Source organism: Limimaricola pyoseonensis, from assembly GCF_900102015.1.
Lineage (GTDB): Bacteria > Pseudomonadota > Alphaproteobacteria > Rhodobacterales > Rhodobacteraceae > Limimaricola > Limimaricola pyoseonensis.
On sequence record NZ_FNAT01000001.1, the window covers coordinates 163,723 to 182,061 of the forward strand.

Consider the following 18,339-nt stretch of genomic DNA (forward strand, 5'->3'; position numbering starts at 1 on the left):
GCTGCCGCCGTTCGCGCCGCTTTCGCCGGGCCGCGCCCTAGCGGCCCGGCCGTTCCGCGTCGAAGCGGTGGAACGCGCGGCCGTTGGCGGCGCCGACGCGCGCGATCTCGGCCGCAAGCTCCGCGGGCTCCGGGCCCGTCCATGACGGACCGTGATCGACCAGCCCGCCTTCCGCCAGCGCCGCGCCCGCCCTTGGGAAATCGATCTCGCCCCAGCTCAGCCGGTTGGGGCCGGCCGCGCCGTCGGGCACCCAGTTGCCGCGCGGCGGGCCGCACAGCGTGACCGACGCGCCGCTGAAGGCGCGAATCTGCCGCGCGAAGACCTCGTCGAGCCCGCCGGGACGGCGCGCGACGATGCCGACCCGCTGCCCGGCATCGCCGACCATGGCCAAGAGGTGCAGGGGCGATCCGTCGACCGAGACGATCCGGCGCGCCGCCTTGTAGGTCGCGATCTGGGTGCGATGGTCGTGCTGCTGCGGGTGGAAGGCGACGTAGCCCTCCTGCGCCAGCCGGCGTTCTAGCCAGCTTTCCCCGAGGATCGAGCCGCGCGCCGCCGGCAGGGCGCTGCGCGAGATGTAGATCCGCTCCGGGCCGTCGGCGGGGATGTCCGCGCCCGCATGGCGGCGGATGAAGCGCCGGAACTCGGGCGCCCCCTCGATCATGTCGAACATGCCGAGCCCCTGCGGCGGCACGTGCAGCCGCTCCACCCGGGTCGGGGCCTCGAGGTTGCGCATCGGGGCATCGAGGCCGAGCGCGCCGAGCAGCGGGCGAAAGCTGCGGGCGACATGCTGCGGCCGGACCTGCGCCTTGGGCACGTAAAGGACGCCGTCGAGGTCGTGGCGCAGCGCGTCGAAGGCCCAGATCCGGGCGAGGCTCTCGACCAGGAAGTGGCCGAAATGGCCGAAGAGCGGCCCGAGGAACAGCCAGCGGCCCGGCAAGGTCTCGATCTCGCCCTCGGGCGGCGGCGCGGGGGGCAGGGTGATCGGCCGCTCGCCCCGCCAGGTCATTGACTGCGCCACGTATCGCCCGTCCGGCCCCAGCACGCCCGAGCGCTGCACCGTGCGGTTGCCGCTGCCCTTGGGCGGCGGCACCACCAGCGCGCCGGTCACGGTGGCGATCCGGCCCGACAGGGGCGCGGAGAGGTCCGGGGGCGCCATCGCCGCTGTCGTCATGCCTGTCCTCCTGTGGTGGCGGCGAGCCTAGGCCGGGGGCGACACCATGCCCAGAGCGCGCCGGCGCGGCGCCGCAATTGTGCCGGCCGGGCATTGTTGTCTGGCCACGGCCCGGCCGCTAGGTTCGGCCGCGCAGGCCAGCAAGAAGGTGCCATGGATCAGTCCGCCCCCCAGCCCGCCCCCCAGCCTGCTCGGGGCTGCATCGAGGCCGTGCCGGCCGAGACCGCGCTGGCCCGGGCGCGGGGCAATCCGCTTCGGCGCTACCCGGCGCCCGACCGCGACGGCGACCGGCTCTACCCGCTGGCGGCCCCGTCTGCCGTGCCGAGCTTTACCATCGGGCCGGAGGACACGGTCTTCGCAATCGGTTCCTGTTTCGCGCGCAACATCGAGCGAGCCCTGTCGGAGGCCGGCCTGCGCGTCACCAGCCGCGAGTTCGACCTCGGCCCGATCGGCGCGAGCCTCGGGCAGGCGTCGAACTTCTTCAACAAGTACACCATCCATTCCGTGCTCAACGAGCTGCGCTGGGCGCTCGAGCGCGACAGCTTTCCGGGCGCGGATGTCCTTTGCGATCTCGGCCGCGGCCGCTGGGCCGACCCGCAGCTCGGCATCGCCCGGCTGGAGTTTCCGCTCGAGCAAGTCCTCGAGTTCCGCCATCGCTACCTCGACGCCATGGCGCAGGTGGCGACGGCCGACCTGCTGGTCGTGACGCTGGGCTATGTCGAGAGCTGGTACGATCGCAAGCTGGGCCTCTACCTGAACCTCGCCCCGCCGGTGCAGGCGGTGAAGGCCGAGCCGGGCCGCTACGAGTTCCGCGTGCTCGGCCATGACGAGGTGCTGGACGGGCTCGAGCAGGTGCACGCTCTGCTATCGCGCCATCGCGGCCGCCCGCCGAAGATGCTGGTCACGGTGTCGCCGGTGCCGCTGCTCGCGACCTTCCGCGAGACCGACGTGCTGGTGGCCAATGCCTATTCCAAGGCGGTGCAGCGCGCCGCGGTCGAAAGCTTCGTCGCGCGCTATGACGGCGTCGACTACTTCCCCTCCTACGAGTTCGTGACCCTCTCCGACCCGAACGTGGCCTGGTCGCGCGGCGATTACAGGCATGTCTCGCCCGACCTCGTCGACCGCATCATGGCGGAGGTGCTGGCGCGCTACATGCGGCGCGACGCGGGGGCGGGCGGCGCGCCCGGACCCGCGGCCGCCGCCTCGACGCCACAGGCGTTGACCGCCACGATGCGGATGCTGCTGAAGCTCGGCGAGGTCGACGAGCTCAGGGCGCTGGCCGAGGCGCGGCGCGACATGGTGGACGCGGATGCCGACGCGCTGCTGCTCGAGGCGGCGGCGGCGCGGCGGCAGCGCGATCTCGAGGCGGCCTTCGCGGCGCTGGAGCGGGCCCGGGCGCTGGACCCGGCCCGGCCCGACGCGCTCGAGCGGCTGATCACGATCTGCCGGCCGCTGCGCCGGCGCGCGGCGGCACGCCGCCTGCGCGACCAGCATGAAGGCGCCTTCCCCGAGCGCGCGGCCTTCCGGGCGCGTCTGGACTGGATCTGACGTGGCCCTGTTTTTCCGTGGCCTGCCATTGACCTTTGCGCGCGAGAGGTTCTGTTATGTGCGCAAATCAACCTTGGCAGAAAAGCGAGACCGACATGGCTTTCGAACTTCCCGACCTCCCCTATGCCCACGACGCGCTGGCCTCCAAGGGCATGTCGAGGGAGACCCTCGAGTACCACCACGACATCCACCACAAGGCGTATGTCGACAACGGCAACAAGCTGATCGCCGGCACCGAGTGGGAGAACAAGCCGGTCGAGGAGATCATCCGCGGCACCTACGACAAGTCCGCCGTGGCCCAGAACGGCATCTTCAACAACGCCTCGCAGTTCTGGAACCACAACCAGTTCTGGGAGATGATGACCCCGAACGACAGCAAGATGCCGGGCGAGCTCGAGCAGGCGCTGACCGACAGCTTCGGCTCGGTCGACAAGTTCAAGGAAGAGTTCGCCGCCGCCGGCGCCGGCCAGTTCGGCTCGGGCTGGGCCTGGCTGGTCAAGGACACCGATGGCGGCCTCAAGGTCACCAAGACCGAGAACGGCGTGAACCCGCTCTGCTTCGGCCAGACCGCGCTGCTGGGCGTCGATGTGTGGGAGCATTCCTACTACATCGACTTCCGCAACAAGCGCCCGGCCTACCTCCAGAACTTCCTCGACAATCTGGTGAACTGGGAGAACGTCGCCTCGCGCATGTAAGCGCCCGCGACGTCACGGTTTTCGGCCCCCGCGCGACGGCGCGGGGGCCTTTTTCGTGACCATCCGCGCCGGAACCCCGCCCATCGCCAGCCGTTTGTTCCCCGAACAACGAAGGAGGCTCCGATGGCCGAGAGGGCAAGATCCAAGGACGGCAAGCGCGAGACCGAGGCCTATGTCAGCGACGCCGACAAGGCCGGGGCGGGCAACCAGCCGGGCCGCGAGGGCGGCGACCTGACCCGCAAGGTCGGCACCCGCGACGACCTCAAGCGCGCCGAGCAGGACGAGGCCGGCCCGACCCGCGTGCGCAAGAGCGACGAGCGGGAGGACGAGGGATGACCAAGATCGACAACGGCACCTGGGTGCTCGTGGCCGATGGCGAGAAGGCCCTGATCCTCGAGAACATCACCGACGACCAGCACCCGAATCTGCGCGTCGTGCGCAAGGAGGAGCAGGAGAACCCGCCCGACCGCGACCAGGCGACCGACAAGGCCGGGCGGCAGGCGGATGACGGCCCGGGGCAGCGCACGGCGCTGGCCGAGACCGACTTCCACCAGCTCGCCAAGGATCGCTTCGCCTCGGATCTCGCGGACATCCTCTACCGCCACGCCCACAAGGGCCGCTTCGACAAGCTGGTGGTGGTGGCGAGCCCGCAGGTGCTGGGCGCGCTGCGGCCCGAGCTGCACAAGGAGGTCTCGGACAAGATCGTGGCCGAGATCGCGAAGACGCTCACCAACCACCCGGTGGTCGAGATCGAGCAGGCGATCGCCGACGAGGCCGCCTGAGGCGCTTACCGGTTAGGGCCGCCCGCGGGCGGCCCTAACCCGCGTCACCCAGCGTCTCGCGCAGGCGCTGCTCCAGCTCCGTGACGCTGCCGACATAGTCTGCGAAGCCGGCCAGCGACGCGTCGGCGAAGCCCTCGGCGACGATATGGTCGACCAGCCGCCGCAGCGGCGCCCAGTAGCCTTCGGTGTCGAGCAGGATGATCGGCTTGGCGTGCAGCCCGAGCTGCTTCCAGGTCAGCACCTCGAAGAACTCGTCGAGCGAGCCGCCGCCGCCGGGCAGCAGCACGATCGCGTCGGCGTTCATGAACATCACCTTCTTGCGCTCGTGCATGGTCTCGGTAACGATGTAGGTGTCGAGGTCGCGCTTGCCGACCTCGCGGTCGACGAGATGCTGCGGGATCACCCCGAAGCTCGCGCCGCCCATGCCCTGCGCCGCGCGCGCGACGCTGCCCATCAGCCCGACATCGCCGGCGCCGTAAACCAGCCGCCAGCCATTGCGCGCCAGCATCTCGCCGGTCTCGGTGGCGGCCGTCTCGTAGGCCGGGCGCGCCCCCGGGCGGGAGCCGCAGAAGACGCAGACGGACGCGGTGTGTCGAAGGGCGGGCATGGCGGCGGCTCCGTTGGGGCCGCCATGGCGAAGTCGCGGGCGGCAATGTCTTTTGACCGTCTTTAGCGGCGTTGCTATGCTCGCTCAACCCGGGCCGATCCGGGGGTCATCCGGGGGGATGTCAGTGAGGGAAACGAGGCCGCTGCGCATGGCGCTCGGCGCCGGTGCGGGAGTCGCGCTGGTCGCGGGTTTCGCCATGCTCCTGCCGCAGGTGCGGCAGGCGGCGCTGGATGTCGCGCCGGCCTGGCGGGCCGCCTTGTCCGACGCGACGCCGTTGACGACCGCCGCGGCGCCGGGCGGCGATGCCGTCGCCCCCGCCTCGGTCGTCGAGGAGGCCCCCGCATCCGATACCAGGGATACCGCTTCCGGCGCGGACCCGAACGCCGAGGCGCCGCCGGCAGCCGGGACGGACAAGCAAGACAGCGACGTCGCGGATCGGCCGCGGATCGACACGATCCGCGTGGCGCCGGATGGCGAGACCGTCCTGGCCGGCCGCGCCAGGCCCGGCGATCGCGTCCGGGTGCTGGTCGATGGCGCGCCGGCGGCCGAGGGGCGGGCGGATGGCGGCGGTCAGTTCGTGATCTTCCTGTCGCTCGGCGGGTCGGACCGGCCGCGCCGGATGACGCTTCTGGGCGATCCCGAGGGGGATGCGCTGCTCTCCGAGGCGACCACGATCATCGCGCCGAACGCCGCCCCGGAGCCTGAGACGGAGCGGCTGGCAGCGGCCGCGCCCGAACCCGCCGGCACGGGCGAAGGTGCCGAAGCGGAGCCCGTGGCGGCGTCGGAGGCCGGGCAGGACCGGGCCGATGCGACGAAGTCCGCCGCGGCAGGCGATGCCGAAACGCAGGCCGCCGGATCGTCCTCTTCCGAGACCGGGCGCACCCCGCGCCCCCGGATCCTGCTGCCCGACCCGCCCGGGACGCGCCTCGCCGCACCCGCACCCGCGGCCGGGTCCGCGCCCGAATTGCCCGTCGCGCTCAGCGCCGCGCCCGAAAGTCCCGCGGCGCCCGCCCGAGAGGCGCAGGCGCGCCCGCCGGTCCTGCAGGCCGACGGGGGCGGGCTGCAGCTGATCCAGCCGGCGCTGGGGCCGGGCGCCACGCCGGAGGTGCTCGAAAGCGTCGCGCTCGACGCCATCGCCTACGGGCCGGGCGGCACGCTGGGCCTGCAGGGGCGGGCGCGGCCGGGCCACAGCGTGCGGCTCTATCTCGACGATGCGGCGGTGCTCGACAGCGCGGTGGGGCCGCAGGGCGGCTGGGAGGCCGGGCTCGACGACCTCGCTCCGGGCCTCTACCGGATGAGGGTCGACGAGATCGACGCCGCGGGCCGCGTCACCTCGCGCATCGAGATGCCCTTCAAGCGCGAGAGCCGGGAGGCGATCCGCGACAGCCTGCGCGAGGAGATCGCCGCGCGCGGCGTGGCGGCGCGCACGGTCCAGCCGGGCAACACGCTGTGGGGCATCGCCAGCGAGCGCTACGGCGAGGGCATGGCCTACATGCATGTCTTCGAGGCCAATGCCGAGCGGATCCGCAACCCCGACCTGATCTATCCCGGCCAGGTCTTCGTGCTGCCCGAGATCGACGGCGGCTGAGTCCCGGTCTGGTCATCCCGTCGGGCCGGCCCTAGTCTGGGCCTCGCGCCCACAGCCAGCCGATGGCCAGCCAGGAGCCCGCCGATGCGACGCCTCTCCAAGACCGACGCCAATCTTTCGGGCCAATCGGTGCGCGGCTGGGACGTGATCCGGCAGGTGATGCCCTATCTCTGGCCCGACGGCCTGACTTGGGTGAAACGCCGCGTCGTGCTGGCGGTGGCGGCACTGGTGCTGGCCAAGCTGATCGCCGTGGGCACGCCGCTCTTCTACAAGGCCGCGGTCGACGCGCTGGCGGGCGAGGGCGAAAGCTCGGCCATGCTGCTTGCCGTGGGCGCCGTGGGGCTGACCGTGGCCTATGGCCTCGCGCGGCTGATGAACGTGGGATTCCAGCAGCTTCGGGACGTGATCTTCACCCCCGTCGGCCAGCGCGCGCTGCGCAAGCTGGCGCTGCGCACCTTCCGCCACATCCACGCGATGAGCCTGCGCTACCACATCGCCCGCAAGACCGGCGGCCTCAGCCGGATCATCGAGCGCGGCGTGAAGGGCGTCTCCTTCCTGCTGCGCTTCCTGCTGTTCTCGATCGGGCCGCTGGTGCTGGAGCTGCTGCTCGTCGCGGTGGTGCTCTTCTTCCTGTTCGACGTCTGGTACCTGGTGGTGATCCTCGTCACCATCGTCCTCTACGTCGGCTTCACCTTCAAGGTGACCGAGTGGCGGGTGAAGATCCGCAAGCAGATGAACGACCAGGACACCGACGCCAACCAGAAGGCGATCGACAGCCTGCTGAACTTCGAGACGGTCAAGTATTTCGGAGCCGAGCAGCGCGAGGCCGCGCGCTACGACGGCGCGATGGAGAAATACGCGCAGGCCGCGATGCGCACCGACTACTCGCTCGCCTTCCTCAATTTCGGCCAGTCGCTGATCATCACCTCGGGCCTCGTGGCGGTGATGGTGATGGCGGCGATCGGGGTGGAGCGTGGCGCGCTCACGGTGGGCGACTTCGTCATGGTCAACGCCTACATGATCCAGATCACCATGCCGCTCAACTTCCTCGGCACGGTCTACCGCGAGATCCGGCAGGCGCTGATCGACATGGCCGAGATGTTCGACCTGCTGGGCCAGCCGCCCGAAGTGACAGACCGCCCCGGCGCCAAGGCGCTCGAGGTGCCGCGCGGCGAGATCGTCTTCGACGAGGTCTGCTTCGGCTACGAGGCGGCGCGCGGCATCCTAAAGGGCGTCTCCTTCACCGTGAAGCCCGGCGAGACCGTGGCGATCGTCGGCTCCTCTGGCGCGGGCAAGTCGACCATCGGCCGGCTGCTGTTCCGCTTCTACGACGTGACCGAGGGCGCGATCCGGATCGACGGGCAGGATCTGCGCGAGGTGACGCAGGACAGCCTGCACGCCGAGATCGGCGTGGTGCCGCAGGACACGGTGCTGTTCAACGACACCATCCTCTACAACATCGCCTATGGCCGCGACGGCGCCACGCGCGAGGAGATCGAGGCGGTGGCGCGGGCGGCGCAGATCCACGACTTCATCATGACGCTGCCCGAGGGCTACGACACCACGGTGGGCGAGCGCGGGCTGAAGCTCTCGGGCGGCGAGAAGCAGCGCGTCGGCATCGCCCGCACGCTGCTCAAGGACCCGCCGATCCTGCTTCTGGACGAGGCGACCAGCGCGCTCGACACCGACACAGAGCGCGAGATCCAGGGCCAGCTTCGGATGATGGGGCAGGGGCGCTCGGTGATCACCATCGCACACCGGCTGTCCACGATTGCGGATGCCGACCGGATCGTGGTGCTGGAGGCCGGAAAAGTGGTGGAATCGGGCAGCCACGAGCATCTTCTGGCGCTCGACGGCCGCTACGCGCAGCTCTGGAGCCGCCAGCAGGCCGAGGAGGCCGAGGCCGCCTGATTGCGGAACTGAACCGCCCGGTCTAGGTTCTGTCCCGACTCGTCCGCCGCGTGCGGGCAACGACTCCCCGTGCCGTGGCGCGGGCATCAAGGACAGCCTTATGACTTCGCCGATGTTCCGCACCGCCGTGGTGCTGGGCCTGCTTTCCGCCGTGGGCCCTTTCACGATCGACATGTATCTCCCGGCGCTGCCGATGCTGGCGGCGGATCTCGGCATCGACGAGGCGGCCTCGCAGGCGACGATCAGCGCCTATTTCCTGGCCTTCGGCCTGGTGCAGCTGGTCTATGGCCCGCTGGCCGACGCCTTCGGGCGCAAGCGGCCGGTCTATGTCGGGGCGAGCATCTTCCTCGTGGCCACGATCGGCTGCGCGCTGGCGCCGACGCTGCCCTGGCTGGTGGCGTTCCGGGCACTGCAGGGCGTGGGCTGCGCCGCGCTGATGGTAATGCCGCGCGCGGTGGTGCGCGACATGTATACCGGCCACGAGGCGACGCGGCTGGTGGCGATGATCATGCTGGTGGTCTCGGTTTCGCCGATGCTGGCGCCGCTGACTGGCGCGGTGATGATGACCTTCACCGGCTGGCGCGGCATCTTCTGGATCCTCGCGGGCGTGGCGGCGGTGGCGCTGCTGCTCGCGGTCTTCGCGCTGCGCGAGACGCTGCCGCCCGAGCGGCGCCGCCCGGTGCGGCCGCGCCAGCTCGCGCTGTCGGCGCGGCGGCTGCTGCGCGACCCGACCTTCATGGCGCTGACCTTCGTGGCGGGCTTCGGCATGTCGAGCTTCTTCGTCTTCATCGCCTCCGCGAGCTTCGTCTACACCGAGCAGTACGGGCTTTCGCCGATGCAGTTCAGCCTGGCCTTCGCGACCAACGCGGTGGGCTTCTTCGGCGCGAGCCAGTTCGCGGCACCGCTCGGCCGCCGGATCGGGCTGATGCGGATGCTGCGGCTGGCGCTGACGGGCTTTGCCTGCACCAGCCTGACGCTTCTGGCGATCACCGCCGCGGGCTATGCCTCGCTGCCGGTGCTGATCGGGCTGCTCCTGGCCGGGAATGCCTGCCTCGGCCTCGTCATCCCGACGAGCCAAGTGATGGCGCTCGATCCGCATGGCGAGATTGCGGGTCTCGCCTCCTCGATGGGCGGCACGCTGCAGATGCTGACCGGCGGGCTGATGGTGGCGGCGACGGGGCCGTTCTTCGACGGCACCGCGCTGCCGATGGTCGCGGTGATCGCGCTCTGCGCGGTGATGGCGCTGGGCCTCGCGCTTCTGGCGCTGGGCCGGGGCGAGCGTTCGCCGCAGCCGGTCTGAGCCTCACTCCGCCGCGCGCAGCGGCAGGGCGGGACGGGTCTCGGGCTCGTCCTCCCAGATGATCTCCGGCGCGCGGATGCGCCGCGCCTCGCGCCGGAGCGCCCAGTCGCGCGCCGCCTTGCTGCCGCGGCCCATCGACAGACGCGCCAGCAGGCGCGACATCCAGTGCGCGTAGCGTGCGGCCCAGATCCTGAGCGCCAGCATCGCCGGGGTGAAGAGCAGCGTCAGACCGGTCGCGATGCCGAGGCCGAACACCACCGCCGTGGCGAGCTGCTTCCACCACAGCGCCGTCGGGCTGTCGATCGTGTAGCCGCCGCCGAAGAAGTCGAGGCTGAGGCCGAACATCATCGGCGCGAGGCCGGCCATGGTGGTCACCGTGGTCAGGAAGACCGGGCGGATGCGCGCCTCGGCGGTGCGGATCACCGCCTCGATGCGCGGCATGTAGCGCGCGAAGTCCTGGTAGGTGTCGATCAGCACGATGTTGTTGTTCACCACGATCCCCGCCAGCGCGACGATGCCGGTGCCGGTCATGATGATCGAGAAGGTCTGCTCCATCACCAGCATGCCGATCAGCACGCCGGCGGTGGACATCACCACCGCCAGCAGCACCAGCACCGCGTTGTAGAAGCTGTTGAACTGCGCCAGCAGGATGATGAACATCAGCCCCAGCGCGCCGGCGAAGGCCGATTGCAGGAAGGCCTGGCTTTCGGCCTGGTCCTGCTGGTCGCCGGTCCATTCCCAGCCGATGCCGGCCGGCAGCGGGCCCGTCTCCAGCCATTCGCCCAGAAGCGCGATCCGCTCGTTCGGTGTGACCGGCACGCGCAGCACGTCGCCGCGCTCCACCGCTGCGACGAGCGCGGGGTCGGCCTCGACCTCGGCATCGGGCCGCACCCGGCTCTCGCCGGTCGCGGTGTCGGTCAGCAGCACCAGCCCCGGATCGACATCCGCGCGCACGTCGAAGGCGCGCTTCTGGTCGACGCGGGTGATCTCGGCCAGTTCGCTCACCGGGCGGCGGGTGACGAAGTTCGACAGCGGCACCAGCCCCGAGGGGGTGCGCACGCGCAGGCTGTCGAGGGTCGAGAGCACGCGGTCCTCCTCGGGCAGGCGCACCCGGATCTCGATCTCCTCGTCGGAGCTGTCGACCCGCATCGTGTCGAGCAGCAGGCCGCGCGTCACCAGCTGCACCATCGCGCCCACCGTGGCCACGTCGGCCCCGAACCGCCCGGCCTTCTCGACATCGACGTCGATCTGCCAATCGATGCCGGGCAGGGGCAGCGTGTCCTCGATCAGCACCAGCCCCGGCGTCTGCTCGAACCGCTCGCGGACCAGGGCGGTGGCCTCCTGCAGCGCCGCGAAATCGTCGCCGGTCAGCCGCAGGTGCACCGGCTTGGCGTCGCCCGGCCCGCGCGACAGGTCGAGGATCTCGGTGCGCAGACCCGGAAGTGCTGCCAGCTTTTCCTGCAGCCCTTCGAGCACGAGGTCGCCGTCGAGCCCGGCCAGCCCGCGCCCCTGCGCGAGGGCATAGGCCTCGCGGTTCTCCCAAGGCACCAGCTCGATCTGCAGCTGGCCGATCGCGTCGGCCGGCCCGCCGATTCCGCCGGTGTTGGCGTTGAGCCCGCCTTCGCCGGCAAAGGCGAAGACCGTCTCGACGCCGGGATGCGCCAGCACCACGCGCTCGACCTCCGCGACCAGCGCGTCCTTCTCGGGCAGGCTGAGATTGCCCCGGGCCTGGACGTAGATGATCGCCTGCTCGGGCTCGGTCGGCACGAAGAATTCCACGCCGTTGTTGTGCCGGCCGTAATAGCCGAAGGTGGTGACGACGAAGCCGATCACGGCGGCGATCGTCACCAGCGGCATCACCGGGTTGCCGGCGATCAGCCCGATCACCCGGCCGAACAGCGTGCGGCGATAGCCGGCGCGGATCCTGCGCCGGCGGCGCTGGATCTTGGCCGAGGCGCCGAAGATCGTGGTCAGCATCACGCCCGCCAGCGCCATCGCCAGCCCCGGCGCCGCCTCGACCAGCCCCTGCGCTGGGCGCGCCTCGCCCATGAGGTAGCCCGGGTTCAGCGCCTGCATCAGCCCGACGAAGATCAGCCCGGCGGCGGGCGGCACCAGCGCCGCGCGCACCACCCAGGGCAGGCGGCGGCGCAGCCGGTCGGAGGCGTGGTGCAGTGCCCGGCTGACCCGGCCCAGCACGCCGCCCATCACCGGCAGGTAGATCAGCGCCACCACCAGCGAGGCCGAGAGCACGAAGATCAGCGTCACCGGCAGCATGCCCATGAACTGCCCGGCCACGCCGGGCCAGAACAACATCGGCAGGAAGGCGCAGAGCGTGGTGGCTGTGGAGGAGACCACCGGCCAGAACATCCGCTTGGCGGCCTCGACATAGGCGTGCATCGGGCCGGTGCCCTCGGAGATCCGCTTGTCGGCGTATTCCACCACCACGATCGCGCCGTCGACCAGCATCCCGACCGCGAGGATCAGGCCGAACATCACGATGTTCGAGATGGTCACCTCCATCACCGCCAAGAGCGCGAAGCACAGCAGGAAGGAGGTCGGGATCGCGAAGCCCACCAGCATCGCCGGGCGCGGGCCGAGCGCGGCCAGCACCACGATCATCACCAGCGCGATCGCGGTCAGCACCGCGCCCTCGAGCTGGCTGACCATCGAGGCGACGATCCGGCTCTGGTCGTTCGAGGTGCCCACGGTGATCGCGGCGCGCAGCTCCTCGGGCCAGCGCGCCCGCTCGGCGGCGACGGTCTCGCGCACCAGCGCGGCGGTGTCGATCAGGTTGAAGCCCTTGCGCTTGACCACCTGCAGCGCCACCGTCGTCTCGCCGTTGAAGCGCGCGGTCGAGGCGCGGTCCTCGAAGGTCAGGCGGATCGAGGACAGGTCGCCCAGCGTGACCACGCGGTCGCCATTGGTCTTGACCGGCAGGTCGTAGACGTCGCGCGGCTCGTCGAAGCTCGAGGGGATCTTGACCGAGAAGGCGCCGCGCGCGGTCTCGACCTCGCCCGCGGCGATCAGCAGGTTGTTCTGCGCCACCACCTGGCTCAGCTCGGCGGCGGTGACGTTGTAGGCCTCGAGCCGGAGCGGGTCGATCTCGACCTCCAGCATCTCGTCGCGCTGGCCCACCAGCCCGGCCGAGAGCACCGCGTCGAGCCCCTCGAGCCGGTCCTGCAGGTCCTTGGCGACGCGGATCAGCGTGCGCTCGGGCAGGGCGCCGGTCAGGTTGACGATGACGATCGGGAATTCGGAGAAGTTGATCTCGTTCAGGCTCCAGCTCTCGGCCCCGTCGGGAAAGCCGGCCTCGGCGGTGTTCATGGCATCGCGCACGTCGGCCATGATCTTGGTCTTGTCCCAGCCGAACTCGAACTCGAGCGCCACGCCGGCATAGCCCTCCGACGCGGTCGAGGTCATGGTCTTCAGCCCGTCGAGATCCGACAGCTCGGTCTCCATCGGCCGCACCAAGAGCTGCTCGCTGTCCTCGGCCGAGATGCCGGGGAAGGGCACCGAGACGAACAGCGCCGGGATCTCGATGTCGGGCTCGCCCTCCTTCGGCAGGCCGAGATAGGCCGCCGTGCCGGCGGCGAGGCTCAGCACGATGAAGGCGAGGATCATCCGCGCCCGGGAGGCGGCCCAGTCGACGATTCCGGTCACTCCGAGGCCTCCCTGTAGCTCGGGGCGACGGCGACGCCGTCGGTGACGTATTCCTGCCCGACGAGGATCACCTCGGCCTTCGGCGCGAGGCCGGCGACCAGCACGCCTTCGGCGGTGTCGCGCAGCAGCTCGACCGGGGCGAAGCGCGCCACCGGCCGCTCGCCCGCGCCGTTGATGATCCGCACCCCCAGCCGGCCGCCGTCATCGAGGGTCAGCGCCGATTGCGGCAGCAGATGCGCCAGCGTGCCGTTGGCGGCGACGCGGATCTCGGCGGTCTGGCCGTCGCGGATGGCCAGTTCGGGGTTGGGCACCGACACCTCGACCCGGAAGGTGCGGGTGGTCTCGTCGGCCGAGCGCGACACGAACCGCACCTCGCCCGACAGCGCCTGACCCGACGCCAGCCGGCCGCGCGCCGGCGCGCCGACCGCGATGCGGTCGACACCGACCTCGGGCACGAATCCCACGAGCTTGATCGGGTCGAGCTGCACGATAGTGGCGCAGGGCGAGCCGGGCTGCATCAGCAGGCCCAGCTCGGCGGTGTCGGTCTCGAGCAGGCCCTCGAACGGCGCGCGGATCGTCAGCTCCTCGATCGCCCGCTCGGCCGAGGCGACGGCCGCGGCGGCGGCCTCGATGCCCGCGCGGGCCGAAACCAGCCCGGAGGCGGCGCTCTGCACCTGTGCGGTGGCCGCCTCCTGCGCGGCCTCGGCGCTGATCACCGAGGTTTCGCTCTGGTAGCCGCCGCGGCTGAGCCGGCGCGCGTTGCTCAGCGTGATCTCGGCCTCGCGCAACCGCGCCTCGGCCTCGGCCTCGCTCGCCTCGGCCATCGGCAGCCGGCTCTCGGCCTCCGACAGCCGGGCCCGCGCCTCGGCCAGCGCCGCAGCCCGCGTGCCGGGGTCGAGCTCGCACAACACCTCGCCCGCCGCGACGAGCCGGCCCTTGCGCAGCGGCTCCGAGATCACGCGCCCCTGCGTCTCGGAACGGACCTCGACCTCCCGCGCCGCCTCGGTACGGCCGCGCAGGATCACCGCGGCATCGACCTGCTGTGCGGTGCTGCGCAGCGCCACCACGCTCACCCCCGGCGGGGCCGCCGCGGCTTCGGCGGGCGCAGCGGCGGCCGTCGCGCCGTGATCGACCTGCGCGATCGAGTAGAGCCGGTCGCGATCGATCACCAGAAGATAGAGAAACGCGGCCACCAGCAGTGCGGTAAGAGCTGGAATCGGCTTCATCCTACGGAGCCCTCCTTCGAACGGGCAGGTCGCGTGCCAGCGAATGGGGCGCGTCCCGGACCGGTCTGTCGAGGGGCGGTCGCAGGGCGGACCGGTGCTGAACCGACCGGTTCAGGATAGGCCCGGGATGACCCGGCGGCAATACGCTTCGCGGGCCAGCGACCCTCGGTCGCGGCAGGACCCGCGCAACCCTTGTCCCTCCGCCGCTTATCGCGATATGAGAGCCGGACCACTGAAGGCGCCGCGGCGCAACCCGGAGGGGAGACGAGGGCGTGAGCAATCCCGACAGCTTCATCGATGAGGTCAGCGAAGAGGTCCGGCGCGAGCGCCTGTTCCGGCTGATGCGCCGCTACGGCTGGATTCCCCTGACCGCCGTGGTGCTGATCGTCGGCGGCGCCGCCGCCTGGGAGTGGCGGGAGTCGCAGGCCGAAGCGGCCGCGCAGGCGCGCGGCGACGCGATTCTGGCCGCGCTTTCGACCTCCGCGCCCGAAGCCCGCGCCGCCGCGCTGGCCGAGATCGCGGGCGAGGGCGAGGCGGATCTTGTGACCCGCCTGGCGCTGGCCGCCGAACAGCAGGCCGCGGGCGAGACGCAGGCCGCCATCGGCACGCTCGACGCGATCGCCGGCGATGGCGAGGTGCCCGAGCTCTACCGCGACCTCGCCGCGCTCAAGGCGCTGATGATCGATTCCGACCGCGCGCCCGAGGAAAAGCTGATGGCGCTCGAGGCGCTTTCGGCGCCGGGCGCGGCCTATGCGCCGCTCGCGCGCGAACAGATCGCGCTGGTCCACCTGTCGCAGGGCGACACCGAGGCGGCGCTCGAGCAGCTTCGCGCGCTGCTGGAGGCGGCGGAGACCACGGCGGGCTTGCGCGATCGCGCGGCAAGCCTGATGGTGGCGCTCGGCGAAACGCCGGAGGCCGCCGTGGCCCCCGACGCCGCCGCCATTGCCGGACAGTGACCGGCCGGGCGCCGCCGCGAGGCGGCGCAGGACACGAAACGAGGCAAGAGGGGCAGGGATGCGGAGCAGCGCTCTGATCGGATTGGGGGCGGTCGCCCTCCTGGCGGCATGCGGTGAACCCGATGTCCGGCTGCCCGGCGATCGCATCGGCGTGGCGATGCCCGGCGCGGCGCTGCCCGCGGCGGATCGCGACCGGCCGCTTGCCCTCGCCCAGCCGGTGCTGAACGCCGACTGGACCCATCGCGGCGGCGAATCCGATCACGACATCGCGCATCCGGCGCTGGCCGGCCAGATCGCGCCGCTGTTCGAGGTGCCGATCGGGAAGGGCGAAAGCCGCTCGGCCCGGATCACCGCCGACCCGGTGGTCGTCAACGGCCGGGTCTACACGCTCGACGCCCGCGCCGGCGTCACCGCCTTCACCGCCGAGGGGCGCCCGCTATGGCGGCGCGATCTCACGCCCTTGGCCGAGCGCGCCGAGGATGCCTCCGGCGGCGGTCTCGCCACCGATGGCGCGCGGCTCTACGTCTCGACCGGCTTCGGCGAGATCACCGCGCTCGACGCCGCCACCGGCGACGAGGTCTGGACCCAGGATCTTCAGGCCCCCGGCAGCGCCGCGCCCACCGTGGCGCGCGGCAAGGTCTATGCCGTGGCGCGCGACAGCCGCGCCGTCGCGCTCGATGCCAAGACCGGCCGGATCCTGTGGGAGACCACCGGCAACGAGGCCGCAGCCGTGTTCGACGCCGGCGCCGGACCGGCGGTGGCGGGCGACCTCGCGGTTCTGCCTTTCGCCTCGGGCGAGGTGCTGGGCGTCTTCCCCGATGGCGGCCTGCGCCGCTGGTCCTCCGTGGTGGCCGGCAAGCGCCCGGGCGCGGCGGCGGCCCAGGCCGCGGGCGGCCTCTCGGGCGATCCGGTGATCGAGAGCGGCCGGGTCTATGCGGGCAACGCCACGGGGCGGCTCGCGGCCTTCGACGCCTTCACCGGCGAGACGATCTGGACCGCGGCCGACGGCGCGCTTAGCCCGGTGGTGCCGGCCGGCGATTCCCTGTTCCTGGTCAACGATCTCGGCCAGCTCGTCCGGCTCGAGGCCGCGACCGGCCGGCCGATCTGGCGCACCGATCTGCCCAAGGGCGCAGAGGGCGGCTTCCTGCGGCGCGACCGGCTCTTCGCCCATTACGGCCCGGTATTGGCCGGTGGCCGGCTGATCACCGCCTCCTCGGACGGGATGCTGCGGCAGTTCGACCCGGTCTCGGGGCAGCTGATGGCCGAGCAGCCGTTGCCGGCCGGGGCCGCCACCAACCCCGTCGTGGCCGGCGGCGTGCTCTACGTCGCGACCGAAGCCGGTACGCTTGCCGCTTTCCGTTGACGCCCATCCGGTGTATGGGGCCGTCTTCAAGACGCGAAAGACCTTGAGATGAGCTTCACCCTCGCCCTCGTCGGCCGGCCCAATGTCGGCAAATCCACGCTGTTCAACAGGCTTGTCGGCCGCAAGCTGGCGCTGGTCGACGACCAGCCCGGCGTGACCCGCGACCTGCGCGAGGGGCCGGCCCGGCTGGGCCCGTTGCGCTTCACCGTGGTCGACACGGCCGGGCTCGAGGTCGCCACGGACGAAAGCCTGCAGGGCCGGATGCGCCGCCTGACCGAGCGCGCGGTCGAGATGGCCGATGTTTGCCTCTTCATGGTCGATGCGCGCGCCGGCGTGCTGCCGGCCGACGAGATCTTCGCCGACATCCTGCGCCGCAAGGCGCGCCACGTGATCCTCGCGGCCAACAAGGCCGAGGGCCGCGCCGGCGAGAGCGGTCTGCTTGAGGCCTACGCGCTGGGCCTGGGCGAGCCGCTGCGGCTTTCGGCCGAGCATGGAGAGGGCATGGGCGAGCTGATGGCCCTGCTCGAGCCGCTGGCGACCGAGTTCGAGGCCCAGGCCGAGGAAAGCGCGCCGGAAACCGAGATCGATGTCGACGAGGACGGCGAGGCCGACGAGGACGCGCCCTGGGCGCCGACGCCTGAGCGGCCGCTGCAGGTGGCGGTGGTCGGACGGCCCAATGCCGGCAAGTCGACGCTGATCAACAAGATCCTCGGCGAGGAGCGGCTGCTGACCGGCCCCGAGGCCGGTATCACCCGAGACGCGATCTCGCTCAACATCGAGTGGAAGGACACGCCCTTCCGGATCTTCGACACGGCGGGCATGCGCAAGAAGGCCCGGGTGCAGGAGAAGCTGGAGAAGCTCTCCGTCTCCGACGGCCTGCGCGCGGTGAAGTTCGCCGAGGTGGTGGTGGTCCTGCTCGACGTGGAGATCCCGTTCGAGCAGCAGGATCTGCGCATCGCCGACCTCGCGGAGCGCGAGGGCCGGGCGGTGGTCGTCGCGGTCAACAAGTGGGATCTCGAGGACGAGAAGCAGGACAAGCTCAAGGAGCTGAAGGAAAGCTTCGAGCGGCTCTTGCCGCAGCTCAAGGGCGCGCCGCTGGTCACGGTGAGCGCGCGCACCGGCCGTGGCCTCGACCGGCTGCATGACGCGATCCTCAAGGCGCACGAGACCTGGAACCGCCGCGCCTCGACCGCGCAGCTCAACCGCTGGCTCGCGGGCATGCTGGAGCAGCACCCGCCGCCGGCCCCGGGCGGGCGGCGGATCAAGATGCGCTACGCCACCCAGATCAAGACCCGGCCGCCGAGCTTCGTGGTGATGACCTCGCATCCCGACGAGGTGCCCGACAGCTACAAGCGGTATCTTATCAACGGCTTGCGGCTCGACTTTGACATGCCGGGCACGCCGATCCGGCTGTACTTGCGCGATCAGGGGCAGAAGAACCCCTACAAGAACCGCAAGAAGGCCCAGCCGTCGCGGCTGCGCAAGCACCTCGACAAGTAAGACGAAGAGAGCGCCGCAAGGCGCTCTTTTCA

Annotated in this window: 14 protein-coding genes; 10 read left to right on the forward strand and 4 right to left on the reverse strand. The window is 71.3% G+C overall.

Features of this window, described 5'->3' with window-relative positions; translation table 11 throughout:
- Positions 1-37 precede the first annotated feature (37 nt).
- Positions 38-1,171, reverse strand: a complete 1,134-nt coding sequence (locus BLT43_RS00805; RefSeq protein WP_090109261.1) for a glycosyltransferase 61 family protein — start codon at positions 1,169-1,171, stop codon at positions 38-40.
- Between the two features lie 153 nt (positions 1,172-1,324).
- Between BLT43_RS00805 and BLT43_RS00810 the strand changes: the two genes are divergently transcribed.
- The 4 genes from BLT43_RS00810 to BLT43_RS00825 all read left to right on the forward strand — a co-directional run bounded on the left by BLT43_RS00810 (position 1,325) and on the right by BLT43_RS00825 (position 4,196).
- Complete coding sequence (locus BLT43_RS00810) at positions 1,325-2,719, forward strand: GSCFA domain-containing protein (RefSeq protein ID WP_090109262.1); 1,395 nt, start codon at positions 1,325-1,327, stop codon at positions 2,717-2,719.
- A gap of 95 nt (positions 2,720-2,814) precedes the next feature.
- Positions 2,815-3,414 (forward strand): superoxide dismutase, encoded by a 600-nt coding sequence (locus BLT43_RS00815; RefSeq protein WP_090109264.1) that lies wholly within the window; start codon positions 2,815-2,817, stop codon positions 3,412-3,414.
- 123 nt (positions 3,415-3,537) lie between these two features.
- Positions 3,538-3,750 (forward strand): hypothetical protein, encoded by a 213-nt coding sequence (locus tag BLT43_RS00820; protein WP_090109266.1) that lies wholly within the window; start codon positions 3,538-3,540, stop codon positions 3,748-3,750.
- Complete coding sequence (locus tag BLT43_RS00825; protein ID WP_090109268.1) at positions 3,747-4,196, forward strand: host attachment family protein; 450 nt, start codon at positions 3,747-3,749, stop codon at positions 4,194-4,196. Before BLT43_RS00820 ends, BLT43_RS00825 begins: the two co-directional genes overlap by 4 nt.
- Before the next feature lie 34 nt (positions 4,197-4,230).
- Here BLT43_RS00825 and BLT43_RS00830 read toward each other — a convergent pair whose 3' ends face one another.
- The gene (locus BLT43_RS00830; RefSeq protein ID WP_090109270.1) at positions 4,231-4,803 is read right to left on the reverse strand and encodes an LOG family protein; all 573 of its coding nucleotides are present in this window, start codon (positions 4,801-4,803) and stop codon (positions 4,231-4,233) included.
- A gap of 124 nt (positions 4,804-4,927) precedes the next feature.
- On the opposite strand from BLT43_RS00830, the gene BLT43_RS00835 reads away from it, so the two are divergent.
- The 3 genes from BLT43_RS00835 (at position 4,928) to BLT43_RS00845 (ending at position 9,602) form a co-directional block, all read left to right on the forward strand.
- Positions 4,928-6,391, forward strand: coding sequence for a LysM peptidoglycan-binding domain-containing protein (locus tag BLT43_RS00835; protein ID WP_131802607.1), 1,464 nt, complete (start codon positions 4,928-4,930; stop codon positions 6,389-6,391).
- 84 nt (positions 6,392-6,475) lie between these two features.
- Positions 6,476-8,302: an ABCB family ABC transporter ATP-binding protein/permease gene (locus BLT43_RS00840; protein WP_090109273.1), complete on the forward strand. Its 1,827-nt coding sequence runs from the start codon at positions 6,476-6,478 to the stop codon at positions 8,300-8,302.
- Positions 8,303-8,402: 100 nt separating this feature from the next.
- Positions 8,403-9,602, forward strand: a complete 1,200-nt coding sequence (locus BLT43_RS00845) for a multidrug effflux MFS transporter (protein WP_242652169.1) — start codon at positions 8,403-8,405, stop codon at positions 9,600-9,602.
- Positions 9,603-9,605: 3 nt separating this feature from the next.
- Here BLT43_RS00845 and BLT43_RS00850 read toward each other — a convergent pair whose 3' ends face one another.
- Together BLT43_RS00850 and BLT43_RS00855 are read right to left on the reverse strand one after the other, a co-directional pair.
- Positions 9,606-13,262 (reverse strand): efflux RND transporter permease subunit, encoded by a 3,657-nt coding sequence (locus BLT43_RS00850; RefSeq protein WP_090109274.1) that lies wholly within the window; start codon positions 13,260-13,262, stop codon positions 9,606-9,608.
- On the reverse strand, positions 13,259-14,488 hold the full coding sequence (locus tag BLT43_RS00855) for an efflux RND transporter periplasmic adaptor subunit (protein ID WP_090109275.1): 1,230 nt from the start codon (positions 14,486-14,488) through the stop codon (positions 13,259-13,261). Before BLT43_RS00855 ends, BLT43_RS00850 begins: the two co-directional genes overlap by 4 nt.
- Before the next feature lie 272 nt (positions 14,489-14,760).
- Here BLT43_RS00855 and BLT43_RS00860 point away from each other — a divergent pair, with 272 nt between their 5' ends.
- The 3 genes from BLT43_RS00860 to der are packed head-to-tail and all read left to right on the forward strand — an operon-like array spanning position 14,761 to position 18,307.
- Positions 14,761-15,444, forward strand: a complete 684-nt coding sequence (locus tag BLT43_RS00860) for a hypothetical protein (protein WP_090109276.1) — start codon at positions 14,761-14,763, stop codon at positions 15,442-15,444.
- A 58-nt stretch (positions 15,445-15,502) separates the two neighbouring features.
- Entirely contained in the window at positions 15,503-16,807 is a 1,305-nt protein-coding gene (locus tag BLT43_RS00865) for a PQQ-like beta-propeller repeat protein (protein WP_090109277.1), read from the forward strand.
- 48 nt (positions 16,808-16,855) lie between these two features.
- On the forward strand, positions 16,856-18,307 hold the full coding sequence (gene der / locus BLT43_RS00870; protein ID WP_090109278.1) for a ribosome biogenesis GTPase Der: 1,452 nt from the start codon (positions 16,856-16,858) through the stop codon (positions 18,305-18,307).
- Positions 18,308-18,339: the final 32 nt, after the last annotated feature.